Below are 11,830 nucleotides of genomic sequence, written 5' to 3' on the forward strand. Positions count from 1 at the left end.
CAGTGTATGTCTAAAAAGATTTTAATTGTTGACGATGCCGCGTTCATGCGCATGATGATCAAGGATATTTTAACGAAAAATGGTTTCGAGGTAGTTGGTGAAGCAGCGGATGGCGTTCAAGCAATCGAAAAATATAATGAGTTACGCCCAGATTTAGTAACGATGGATATTACAATGCCGGAAATGGATGGTATTGCTGCGTTAAAAGCGATTAAAGGCACGGATCCAAGTGCGATCGTTATTATGTGTTCTGCCATGGGCCAACAAGCAATGGTTATTGATGCAATTCAAGCAGGAGCAAAGGATTTCATCGTAAAGCCTTTCCAAGCAGACCGTGTAATTGAAGCGATTCAAAAAGCTTTAGGTTGATTTTATGTTAGCAAAATTATCATTTCGATATTGGATAGTCATTGGAATTATCGTGATGTCCTTAAGCATCATACCAAGCTCGGATGGAACTTTTGCATCGGTTAAATTTTTGGACGATTGTATGGAAAACCCTAAAAGTTGCCAAGAAGACAATACTTCAGATGACGAAACAGAAGCTACTGACTCGTCATCTGTTAGTATGGGGTTCTGGGAATACATAAAAATATTAATAGCATTAGTATTCGTACTAGGGTTGTTATTATTTGTTTTAAAGTTTTTAAACAAACGTAATTTAAGCTATCAACAAAACTCAGTTATTCGTAATATCGGAGGGTTGTCGGTAGGACCGCAAAAGTCTGTTCAATTAGTGCAAATTAGTAATAAAGTTTATGTGTTAGGTATTGGTGAAGATATTCATTTAATTAAAGAAATTTCAGCACCTGAAGATGTTGAACAGTTGCTCGCTCAATATGGAGATAATCAGTTGAATGGGTCTGCTACACCATATATCGTAGAATTATTTAAAAAGTTTTCGAAAAAAAATCAACCAACAAATGTAACTGAAAGTCCAAAATTTAATGAAATGTTTAATGAACGTATTGATAAAATTAAACAGGAACGCAGTGAAGAGTTGGAACGTTGGAAAGAGCAGGAGAATGATAAGCAATGACAGATTTTTTATCGGTCTTTTCTGAAAGCGATCCAAGTAATGTTTCCACATCTGTTACATTATTAGTACTTTTAACGGTACTATCATTAGCACCGAGTATTTTAATATTAATGACTTCGTTTGCACGGATCGTCATCGTATTGTCATTTACACGTACAGCGCTGGCGACCAATCAAATGCCTCCAAACCAAGTAATTGTTGGTTTAGCGCTGTTTTTAACGTTTTTTATTATGGCTCCTACGTTTCAGCAAGTAAACGACCAAGCGATACAACCGCTTTTTGATGAAGAAATTGGACTTGAAGAAGCGTATGAACGTGCAGCGCTACCATTTAAAGAATTTATGGCGAAGCATACAAGACAAAAAGATTTACAATTATTTATGGAATACAATGAAGCAGAATATCCAGAAACAATTGAAGATATTCCATTGACAATGCTTGTTCCTGCATTTGCTTTAAGTGAAATTAAAACTGCATTTCAAATGGGCTTTATGATTTTCATACCATTCTTAGTAATCGATATGGTTGTCGCAAGTACGCTTATGTCGATGGGTATGATGATGCTGCCTCCAGTAATGATTTCACTACCATTTAAAATTTTATTATTCATTTTAGTCGACGGTTGGTATTTAGTAATGAAATCTTTACTTCAAAGTTTTTAGGGGATGATACATAATGACACAGGAAATGGTCATTTCAATTGCAGAAACCGCAATATTTACAGTGATAATTGTTTCAGGTCCATTGCTTCTAGTTGCACTAATTACTGGTTTAGCAGTGAGTATATTCCAAGCAACAACATCGATTCAAGAGCAAACATTAGCGTTTGTGCCGAAAATTGTTGCTGTATTAGTTTCAATTATATTATTTGGGCCATTTATGATTTCGAGAATGACAGATTATTTTCATAGTATTTTAAATAATTTAGTTCGATATATTGGGTGAGCAAATGACGGAATTATTACCGAATATTTCAATCTTATTATTAATTTTTGCGCGTGTTTCTGCCTTTTTCGTATCAGTCCCTTTGCTTTCTTACCGAACAATTCCGCCGCAAGTTCGTATTGCTTTGGCGCTGGTCTTGTCGTGGATGATGTATTACACATTTCAAATAGAACCATTTGAAATAAATGGAGACTATTTATTATTAGTTTTAAAAGAAGTGATCATTGGTTTAATGCTCGGTCTTGCTGCTTCTATGGTCATGTCTGCTGTACAAATTGCAGGTGGGTTTATTGATTTCCAAATGGGATTTGCGATGGCTAATATTATAGACCCCCAAACAGGAGCGCAATCACCGTTAATGGGACAGTTTCTTAATTTCATTGCATTGCTATTGTTATTAGCAATCAATGGTCACCATTTAATTTTAGATGGAATTTTTTATAGTTATCAATTTATGCCGATGAATCAGTTATTCCCGAACTTTGGGGAAGAAGTGACCGTCATGTTTATTATTAAAATGTTTACTGCAGTATTTGCCATCGCATTTCAAATGTCAGCTCCAATAGTTGCAACCCTATTCTTAGTTACATTAGCATTAGGGATTACAGGTAAAACTGTACCTCAAATGAATATTTTCGTTATTGGTTTTCCTATTAAAATAGCTGTTGGTTTTCTTGTTTTAATTGTGACGATGGGTGTATTAGTCGGGGTAATGAAGGATTTAATCGAATTGATGATTTTATCTTTACGCGACTTAATGGTTATATTAGGTGGTGAATAGTATGAAATTACATGTATCATTAGATCTTCAATTTTTCGCAGGTGAAAAAACAGAAAAAGCGACTCCGAAAAAACGTCAAGATGCAAGGAAAAAAGGGCAAGTATTAAAAAGTCAGGATGTTACTGCAGCTGTTCTATTGCTTGTCATGTTTGCTTTTTTAATATTTTACGCCCCATTTATGTACAATGGCATGAAAGGTGTTTTATTACAGGCACTTGAACGGAATATGTTGCTCGAAACAATGAGTGCAGAAACAGTAATGAAAATGTATGTTGAATTACTAAAGGAAATGGCGATTATGACCTTACCAATAATGGTCGTTGCAATGATTGCAGGTATTGGAGCGAACTATTTCCAGTTTGGCTTACTGTTTACGACAGAAACATTAAAATTTGATTTGAAAAAAATGGACCCTATTAAAGGGATTAAAAAAATCATTTCAGTTAGGTCCATTGTCAACTTAGTCAAATCGTTATTAAAAGTTACATTTATAGGCACAGTGACGACGTTTGTTATCGTTATTTATTTAGAAGATGTACTATCACTTGCGTTACATAGTCCTGCGCAAATATTGTCAACCGTTGCTTATTTATCAGCCATCATGGGGATCGCTGCGTCGTTAATGCTTATTTTTATTGCTTTAATTGATTATTTATATGAGAAATTTGAATATGAAAAGCAACTCAAAATGTCTAAGCAAGATTTAAAGGACGAATATAAAAACTCAGAAGGTGACCCGCTGATTAAATCAAAAATAAAGCAACGTCAAAGAGAGATGGCTATGCGCCGAATGATGCAAGAAGTGCCAACAGCCGATGTCGTTATCACGAACCCGACTCACTTTGCAATTGCCTTAAAATATGATGAAGATCAAATGGAGGCGCCAAAAGTTGTCGCCAAAGGAACAGATTTTGTTGCTCAAAAAATTAAGTTAATTGCAAAAGAACATGATGTAGTAATGGTTGAAAATAGACCACTTGCACGTGCGATGTACGATCAAGTAGAAGTTGGTCAAAATGTACCGGAAGAATTTTTCAAAGCCATAGCTGAAATTCTTGCCTATGTCTATCGAATTAAACGTAAAATTTAACAAATGAAAGCAGGGGGACAACAATGCAAATACGCGATCTAGGGGTTTTAGCTGCAGTTATTTTAATTGTAGCCATGCTCATTATCCCTCTTCCAACTTGGTTACTGAGTTTTTTAATTATCATTAATATTACACTTGCATTATTAGTGCTTTTAACATCGATGAATATGAAAGAAGCATTAGACTTCTCGATTTTCCCAACAATCATTTTATTACTGACACTTTTCCGACTCGCTTTATCAGTGTCAACGACGCGTGCAATTTTAGCAAAAGGTGATGCGGGGGATGTAGTAGAGACGTTTGGTAATTTCGTAACAGGTGGGAATGTTTTAGTCGGTTTAGTAATATTCCTATTGCTTGTTATTATTCAGTTTATCGTTATTACAAAGGGTTCTGAACGTGTTGCTGAAGTAGCTGCACGTTTTACATTAGATGCGATGCCTGGTAAGCAAATGAGTATTGATGCGGATTTAAACGCAGGTGTCATTTCGGAAAAAGAAGCACGCGAGCGCCGGGAAAAAGTGTCTGGAGAAGCAGACTTTTACGGAGCGATGGACGGTGCGACGAAGTTTGTAAAAGGGGATGCCATTGCATCGATTATTATGGTTGCAATCAACCTATTATTCGGTATGATTATTGGTATGGTACAAATGGATTTAGCATTTGGTGAGGCAGCAACAAGATACTCGATTTTAACAGTCGGTGATGGATTAGTATCACAAATTCCAGCACTTTTAATTTCGACAGCAACGGGTATCGTCGTAACGCGTGCGGCATCAAACGGAAATCTAGGCTCCGATATTACAAATCAATTATTTGCACAATCAAAGTTACTATATGTTGCGGGTGGAACGATTCTGTTACTCGGTTTCTTCACACCGATTCCACTATGGATTACGATTCCAATTGGAGCTGCATTAATATTAGGTGCGTATTTAATGGATCATAAGAAGGATGAGACGCCTGAAGAAATTATGGAAATTGAAGAAGAAGTGGCATCCGATACGATGAAAAGTCCAGAAAACGTTATTAATTTATTAACTGTTGACCCAATCGAATTTGAATTTGGATACGGACTGATTCCATTAGTGGATGCAGCTCAAGGTGGGGATTTACTTGACCGAGTTGTCATGATACGACGTCAACTTGCTTTAGAGCTAGGAATTGTTATCCCTATTGTTCGTATTCGCGATAATATTCAGTTACAGCCAAATGAATACCGCATAAAAATTAAAGGTAATGAAATGGCACGTGGTGAATTATTGCTTGATCATTACTTAGCAATGAGTCCAGGAGACGACGATTCAATCGAAGGAATTGACACAATTGAACCATCATTCGGTTTACCTGCTAAATGGATTACAGAACAGGTAAAAGAAGATGCGGAGATGTATGGGTACACAGTAGTAGACCCACCAAGCGTTGTTTCTACACACTTAACTGAAATTATTCGAGCAAATGCACACGAATTGTTAGGTCGCCAAGAAACGAAACAGCTTATCGATCATTTACGAGAAACACATGCTATTTTAATAGACGAACTGATTCCAAATCCTTTATCGATTGGAGAAGTTCAAAAAGTATTGGGCAGGTTACTTCGTGAAAATGTTTCTGTTCGAAATTTACCGATTATATTTGAAACGCTTGCAGATTACGCAAAGCTGACAAGTGATACAGATATTTTAACAGAGTACGTAAGACAAGCATTAGCGAGACAAATTACTGCACAGTATGTCGGTGGACAACCTGCATTGAAGGTTATTACCGTATCTGGGAAAGTAGAAAAATTAATTGCAGATAGCATCCAGCAAACGGATCATGGCAATTACTTAGCGATGGACCCTCAAGATTCACAGTTTGTATTAGAGGGTATTGCAAAAGAAGTGGAGCGTATCTCTTATATGGAGCAGTCTCCGATTATTTTATGCTCACCAGGTGTCCGAATGTATTTAAGACAATTAACAGAGCGCTATTTCCCACAAGTGCCAATATTGTCTTATAATGAATTAGATGCCGCAGTGGAAATTCAAAGTGTAGGGGTGGTGAATGTTGAATGAAAATGAAAAAATATAATGCGCCTTCTATTGCTGAAGCGATGAAGCTCATTCGTGCTGATTTAGGGGAAGATGCGGTTATTTTAAATTCGAAAGTTGTTGTAACGAAGAAATTTTTAGGATTGGTGAAGCATAAAAGCTTTGAAGTTGTTGCAGGAGTCGATCAAATTGAAAAGAAACCAATTTTGCCATCATTCCAAAACATTCAACCATTTTCTAGTTCCTCTATACAAGAACAAGTAAGTGTTCCGAGTACACCTATTATACCTCTTGTGGAGTCAATAAAGGCTCCACAAGAGGAAAAATCAACACTTCCTGAAGACTTAAAGAAGGAAATTGCTGATTTAAAATTAATGATGCAATCTATGCAACGCATGTCGACAAAATCTCAATATCCGGATGAACTCTTACCATTTGTCGATTTTTTAAAAGAGCAGGAACTTGGCGAAGAGCTTATCACAGCAATTAGTGATGAGCTTTTTGTCCATTCTAAAACGAGCGATTCTAAATTACAAAATTTAGAAATGCAAAAGATGACGCAACAATTTTTAAAGCAACGAATGGAAGCCTTACCGATAGGCGGATTGTCGTATGAGAAAAAATACATTAATGTTTTAGGCCCAACAGGCGTGGGGAAAACAACGACAATTGCTAAAATGGCAGCCCGTGCTGTTTTGGAAAAGAAAAAGAAAATAGGTTTTATTACAACGGATACGTATCGAATCGCTGCAATTGAACAGTTAAAAACATATGCTGGGTTATTACAAGCCCCAGTAGAAATTGTTTACAATGCGAATGATTATAACGAAGCGATAAAAAAATTGGATCACCTCGATTTAATATTTATTGATACAGCCGGTCGAAACTATAAAGAAGTTAAATATGTAGCCGATTTAAAAGTATTGATCAATTTTGATGAAGATGTAGAATCTTTTTTAGTACTAGCCTTAACATCTAAGCAAAAAGACTTAGAAGCCGTTATTGATCAATTCGATAATTTACCGATTGAAAAATTTATATTTACAAAGCTTGATGAAACAAATTCTATTGGCACTATGTTTAATTTAATGATTAAATATAAGAAGGGACTTGCTTACTATACGAATGGTCAAGAAGTACCAGAGGACATAGAGCGAGCGAATTTAGATAGTTTATTGGAACTGTTTTTTCAGGGGAGAATGTAAATGAGAGATCAAGCTGAAAAACTTCGATTGAAAATGCTTGAAAGCCAAGGAGCCCTAGGGAGATCTATTGCAGTTGTTAGTGGTAAAGGCGGCGTAGGGAAGAGTAACTTTACAACGAATTTCGCTACACTTTTAGCTAAATCTGGTAAAAAAGTCGTTATATTAGATATGGATATTGGAATGGGAAATATCCATATTTTAATAGGGAAAACGGTGAAGTATAGTTTAAAGGATTATTTAGATGGGAATTTAGCTATACAAGATGTCATGTTTGAAGGACCAGGCGGGTTGCGATATATTTCTGGTGGCTCAGGAATGGCAACGATTATGGAATGGTCAGAAAAGACATTTGAACGTCTAATTGAAGGTTTTGAACTGTTACAGAAAGAATACGATTATGTGTTGTTTGATATGGGAGCGGGTGTAGCTAATTGGTCGTTAGATTTACTCACGTCTTTAGATGAGATTATTGTCATATCTACGGCAGAACCTACTTCTATTATGGACGCGTATTCCATGATGAAATATATTCATATGAAAGATGAACATAAGACGTTTTACTTATTATGTAATCGGGCATTCAACATAGAAGAGGGACAAGATACAATTCATCGATTAAAAACAGTAATGGAACGTTTTTTATCAAAAGAGGTTGTTGTACTAGGCTCCTTACCAGAAGATGGCGTTGTGCGAAAGGCGGTAAGGCAGCAAACACCGTTTACGTTATTGTACCCAGATGCACCTATATCGAAAACGATGCAAAAAATTGTTAATCGATTTCTTCATCATCAAACAGAAGAAGTGCATTCTACAATAAAAACGACTAATTTTTTATCCAAGCTAAAAAGTATCTTTTCGAAAGGGCGTGAGTAATTGAACTTCTCAAATAAAAGTAAGCTTTTAGTTGTTGACGATTCTGCATTTATGCGAAAGCTAATTAGTGATTTTTTCGCCAATGATTCTAAAGTAGAGGTGGTTGGTACTGCTCGAAACGGAAAAGATGCGATCAAAAAAATTCAACAACTAAAGCCAGATGTTGTCACAATGGATGTTGAAATGCCAGAAATGAACGGACTCGAAGCGTTACAAGAAATTATGCAAGTATGTCCAGTTCCTGTTGTCATGCTATCAAGTACAACACAACGAGGAACAGATAACACATTAACTGCTATGGAATACGGGGCTGTTGATTTTATAACGAAGCCAAGTGGAACGATTTCATTAGATCTACATAAAATCCAAAACGAATTGGTGTATAAAGTGGCCCAGGCAGCTCAAATTCCAATTGCAAAATTAAAAAAACCAATTTCGAGACCCTATGTGTTTGCGCCACCTGTTGGCCAACCAATTAAGACTGAAAAGCTGGTGAGTTCACCTGCACCTGTTATGAAGAAATCAATACCACCTATAGTAACGGCAAGTAAAAAGGTGGACTGGAACAATAACGCTAAAAAAATCATTTTAATTGGTACTTCAACAGGAGGCCCGAGAGCGCTGCAAGAGGTCATTACTAAAATACCAGCGAATATAGATGCCCCGATTTTAGTTGTTCAACATATGCCAGCAGGATTTACAAAATCACTTGCTACACGTTTGGATCAATTGAGCCAAATTCATGTGAAAGAGGCCGAACAAGGGGATATTTTACAAAAAGGTACAGCCTATATTGCACCAGGTGGCTACCATTTGAAACTAAGAAAAGTAGGCGCCACATTTGCAATTGTTACAGATCAAACCGAGCCCCCTCGGTCGGGACATCGCCCATCCGTCGATGTTATGTTTGAAGATGTGAGTCAATACTCAGACTTCGACAAAATTGCAGTAGTGATGACTGGAATGGGGTATGACGGTGCAAAAGGTTTGGTTGCTTTAAAGAAAACAGGGAATGTAATGGCAATTGCTGAGTCAGCGGAAACTTGTATTGTATATGGAATGCCAAAAGCTGCCGTGGAGACGCAGCTTGTTGATGAAGTGGCAGATGTTGACGATATTGCACAAACGATTATGAAATATATGTCTTAAAAAGGGGAGCCATTCTAAATGGAAGTAAATCAATATTTAGAGATGTTCATCGAAGAAAGTAAAGAACATTTACAAGCATGTGGCGAGCATTTATTAGAATTAGAAAAAAATCCTGAAGATTTAGCAATTGTTGGGGAGATATTCCGTTCTGCTCATACGCTTAAAGGGATGTCGGCAACGATGGGGTTTGAAGATTTAGCAGATTTAACGCATAAAATGGAAAATGTGCTAGATGCGATTCGTAATGAAAAAATTAAAGTAACACCGGAAATTTTCGATGTTGTATTTGAATCGGTCGATCACTTAGAAGAAATGGTTTATGATATTGCGGATGGTGGGGACGGGAAACGTGACGTTCAAGTAACCGTAGAAAAATTAAAGCTAATTGAATCAGGAGAGACAGCCGCAACAACTGTCGCAATCGCACCTGTAGAAGCAACGCAAAAACTTGAGACAAAAGTGGACGCAGCTAACTTAAAATTAACATACGATGATTTTGAAAAAACGGTGTTACTTCAATCGTCAGAACAAGATTTCAAAGCTTACGAAATTTCAATTACGTTACGCGAAGACTGTCTATTAAAAGCAGCGCGTGTGTTTATGGTTTTTGAAATTTTAGAGAAGAACGGAGATGTCATTAAATCATCTCCAACAGTAGAGCGATTAGAAGAAGAACAATTCGATCATGAATTTTATGTTGCTTATATTTCAAAAGAAAATGCTGAAGATTTACAAAAGATGTTAATGAAAGTGTCGGAAGTCGATTCTGTTGAAGTAAATGAAATCCATCAAGGTGTATTTACGCAATCAGCGACTACTCATACGCATGCGGAAGAACAAGTAGAAGTGCAAGTACAAGAAACAAGCGTATCTACTACTGTTGTACCAGAGCCTGCAGTCCAACCTGTTCAAAAACCTCAAGCAACAAACAATAATAGCAAGACAACGGTTCACGCTTCAAGTAAAACCATTCGTGTAAATATTGAACGATTAGATATTTTAATGAATCTATTTGAAGAACTTGCAATCGATCGCGGGCGTTTATTATCGATCGCATCAGAAGTAAATCATGGTGAGCTAAATGAAACGGTAGAGCGTATGAGTCGTACAATGGGCGACTTACAAAATATTGTTTTAACGATGCGTATGGTACCGGTAGAAACAGTATTTAACCGCTTCCCGAAAATGGTTCGTCAATTATCACGTGATTTGAATAAGAAAATTACATTAGATGTCATCGGTGCAGAAACAGAACTAGATCGTACAGTAATTGATGAAATCGGTGATCCACTTGTTCACTTAATCCGTAATTCGGTCGACCATGGGATTGAAAGTCCAGAGGAGCGCCGTGCAAAAGGAAAGCCTGAAGAAGGTACAGTTCAATTGCGTGCCTACCATAGTGGAAACTATGTGTTTATCGAAATTGAAGACGATGGGGCAGGTATTAACCGTGATCGCGTATTAGCGAAGGCACTTTCGAGAGGGATTGTTACACATGAACAATCATTAACGATGACAGATAAGCAAATTAATGAACTTATTTTAGCTTCTGGTTTCTCTACTGCAGAAGTGATTTCAGATGTTTCGGGTCGTGGTGTTGGTTTAGATGTTGTGAAAACAACAATCGAATCATTAGGTGGAAATATTTCAATTGATTCTACTCAAAATGTAGGTTCAGTTTTCTCTATTCAATTACCATTAACATTATCGATTATTTCAGTGATGTTAGTTGAAATTGAAAAAGAGATTTACGCAATTCCATTATCATCCATTATTGAGACGTCGATTATCCGCAACTCAGATATTTTAAATGCTCATAATCAAAAAGTAATTGATTTCCGTGGCAAAGTAGTACCGCTTGTATTCCTTGAAGAAATTTTTGAAGTGCCGCGTAAAGAGATGAAAGAAGATGGGTTCCACTCGATTGTTATTGTGCGTAAAGGCGATAAACTTGCAGGGTTAGTTGTTGATTCATTCATCGGACAACAAGAAATTGTTCTCAAATCACTTGGCGATTATTTAACGAATATTTTTGCGATATCGGGTGCCACAATTTTAGGTAATGGTAAAGTTGCGTTAATTGTAGATTGTAACGCACTGATGAAGTAAATAGGATAAGAGGTGTAGAAGATGACGAATGCGGTAGAGCAAAAGAATCTGAAGGTTATAGTGTTTCAGTTAGCAGATAAAGAGTATGCCATACCTGTTTCACACGTTAAAGGGATCGAAAAATTAATGCATATTACACGAGTACCGAAAACAGCGCGTTTTGTAAAAGGTGTCATTAATTTGCGCGGTGTTGTAACGCCAGTAATTGATTTACGTGAACGTTTCGAACTGCCTATTCCGGAAAATGAAGAAACAACGCGTATTATCATTATTACGCTTGAAACAATGGAAGTGGGGTTTGTCGTGGATTCTGCTAATGATGTATTAGACATTGATTCTGAATCGATTGAGCAGCAACCAGAAGTTGTTGGTTCGTTGGAAGAAGAGTTTATTGCAGGAGTAGCGAAATTAGAAAATCGTTTATTAATTTTACTTCACTTAGAGAAAGTGTTAAATCCGCTTGATTAATTTCCTTCAACGAAACTTCTCCACTTTTTTAGTGGTTGATAAAGGCTAAATTTCCACTGGATTCAGTCGAGGCAGAGTTGAAAGAACTCTAGCTTAGGACGGGGAACAAAGGCTAAAAAAATTGTCATGTCCTGTGAC

The 11,830-nt window shown here is 36.8% G+C and carries 12 protein-coding genes; all 12 read left to right on the top strand.

The features are described 5' to 3' along the window. Nucleotides 1-6: 6 nt before the first annotated feature. From MHI10_RS04835 to MHI10_RS04890, 12 genes are read left to right on the top strand one after another with little or no spacing between them, the layout of a single operon-like run. The gene (locus MHI10_RS04835; RefSeq protein ID WP_340783463.1) at nt 7-369 is read left to right on the top strand and encodes a response regulator; all 363 of its coding nucleotides are present in this window, start codon (nt 7-9) and stop codon (nt 367-369) included. A 4-nt stretch (nt 370-373) separates the two neighbouring features. Beyond that, the gene (locus MHI10_RS04840) at nt 374-1,039 is read left to right on the top strand and encodes a flagellar biosynthetic protein FliO (protein WP_340783465.1); all 666 of its coding nucleotides are present in this window, start codon (nt 374-376) and stop codon (nt 1,037-1,039) included. After that, nucleotides 1,036-1,701 (top strand): flagellar type III secretion system pore protein FliP, encoded by a 666-nt coding sequence (gene fliP, locus MHI10_RS04845; protein WP_340783467.1) that lies wholly within the window; start codon nt 1,036-1,038, stop codon nt 1,699-1,701. The genes MHI10_RS04840 and fliP overlap by 4 nt, the downstream gene beginning before the upstream one ends. Before the next feature lie 13 nt (nt 1,702-1,714). After that, on the top strand, nt 1,715-1,984 hold the full coding sequence (gene fliQ / locus MHI10_RS04850; protein ID WP_099422793.1) for a flagellar biosynthesis protein FliQ: 270 nt from the start codon (nt 1,715-1,717) through the stop codon (nt 1,982-1,984). Between the two features lie 4 nt (nt 1,985-1,988). After that, nucleotides 1,989-2,765, top strand: coding sequence for a flagellar biosynthetic protein FliR (gene fliR, locus MHI10_RS04855; RefSeq protein WP_340783470.1), 777 nt, complete (start codon nt 1,989-1,991; stop codon nt 2,763-2,765). Between the two features lies 1 nt (nt 2,766). After that, nucleotides 2,767-3,855, top strand: coding sequence for a flagellar biosynthesis protein FlhB (gene flhB / locus MHI10_RS04860; RefSeq protein ID WP_340783472.1), 1,089 nt, complete (start codon nt 2,767-2,769; stop codon nt 3,853-3,855). A gap of 23 nt (nt 3,856-3,878) precedes the next feature. Beyond that, nucleotides 3,879-5,912 carry a flagellar biosynthesis protein FlhA gene (gene flhA / locus MHI10_RS04865; protein WP_340783473.1) on the top strand — a complete coding sequence of 678 codons (2,034 nt, stop codon included), beginning with the start codon at nt 3,879-3,881 and terminating at the stop codon, nt 5,910-5,912. Further along, nucleotides 5,909-7,093 carry a flagellar biosynthesis protein FlhF gene (flhF, locus tag MHI10_RS04870; RefSeq protein WP_340783474.1) on the top strand — a complete coding sequence of 395 codons (1,185 nt, stop codon included), beginning with the start codon at nt 5,909-5,911 and terminating at the stop codon, nt 7,091-7,093. The genes flhA and flhF overlap by 4 nt, the downstream gene beginning before the upstream one ends. After that, nucleotides 7,094-7,966 carry a MinD/ParA family protein gene (locus tag MHI10_RS04875; RefSeq protein ID WP_340783476.1) on the top strand — a complete coding sequence of 291 codons (873 nt, stop codon included), beginning with the start codon at nt 7,094-7,096 and terminating at the stop codon, nt 7,964-7,966. It begins immediately after the preceding gene. Next, nucleotides 7,967-9,115: a protein-glutamate methylesterase/protein-glutamine glutaminase gene (locus MHI10_RS04880; protein WP_340783477.1), complete on the top strand. Its 1,149-nt coding sequence runs from the start codon at nt 7,967-7,969 to the stop codon at nt 9,113-9,115. It begins immediately after the preceding gene. 18 nt (nt 9,116-9,133) lie between these two features. Then, a complete protein-coding gene (locus MHI10_RS04885) occupies nt 9,134-11,224 on the top strand; it encodes a chemotaxis protein CheA (RefSeq protein WP_340783478.1) in 2,091 nt (696 codons plus the stop codon). Between the two features lie 21 nt (nt 11,225-11,245). Further along, nucleotides 11,246-11,692, top strand: a complete 447-nt coding sequence (locus tag MHI10_RS04890; protein WP_340783480.1) for a chemotaxis protein CheW — start codon at nt 11,246-11,248, stop codon at nt 11,690-11,692. Nucleotides 11,693-11,830 lie beyond the last annotated feature (138 nt).

It is taken from the genome of Solibacillus sp. FSL K6-1523 (assembly GCF_038005225.1).
Taxonomy (GTDB): Bacteria; Bacillota; Bacilli; order Bacillales_A; family Planococcaceae; genus Solibacillus.

Excerpts from the sequence above, each read along its gene's own strand:
- MHI10_RS04890 (WP_340783480.1), top strand. The coding sequence starts at position 11,246 with ATGACGAATGCGGTAGAGCAAAAGAATCTGAAGGTTATAGTGTTTCAG.
- fliQ (WP_099422793.1), top strand. The coding sequence starts at position 1,715 with ATGACACAGGAAATGGTCATTTCAATTGCAGAAACCGCAATATTTACA.
- MHI10_RS04840 (WP_340783465.1), top strand. The coding sequence starts at position 374 with ATGTTAGCAAAATTATCATTTCGATATTGGATAGTCATTGGAATTATC.
- MHI10_RS04835 (WP_340783463.1), top strand. The coding sequence starts at position 7 with ATGTCTAAAAAGATTTTAATTGTTGACGATGCCGCGTTCATGCGCATG.
- fliR (WP_340783470.1), top strand. The coding sequence starts at position 1,989 with ATGACGGAATTATTACCGAATATTTCAATCTTATTATTAATTTTTGCG.
- flhA (WP_340783473.1), top strand. The coding sequence starts at position 3,879 with ATGCAAATACGCGATCTAGGGGTTTTAGCTGCAGTTATTTTAATTGTA.
- flhF (WP_340783474.1), top strand. The coding sequence starts at position 5,909 with ATGAAAATGAAAAAATATAATGCGCCTTCTATTGCTGAAGCGATGAAG.
- flhB (WP_340783472.1), top strand. The coding sequence starts at position 2,767 with ATGAAATTACATGTATCATTAGATCTTCAATTTTTCGCAGGTGAAAAA.
- MHI10_RS04875 (WP_340783476.1), top strand. The coding sequence starts at position 7,094 with ATGAGAGATCAAGCTGAAAAACTTCGATTGAAAATGCTTGAAAGCCAA.
- MHI10_RS04885 (WP_340783478.1), top strand. The coding sequence starts at position 9,134 with ATGGAAGTAAATCAATATTTAGAGATGTTCATCGAAGAAAGTAAAGAA.
- fliP (WP_340783467.1), top strand. The coding sequence starts at position 1,036 with ATGACAGATTTTTTATCGGTCTTTTCTGAAAGCGATCCAAGTAATGTT.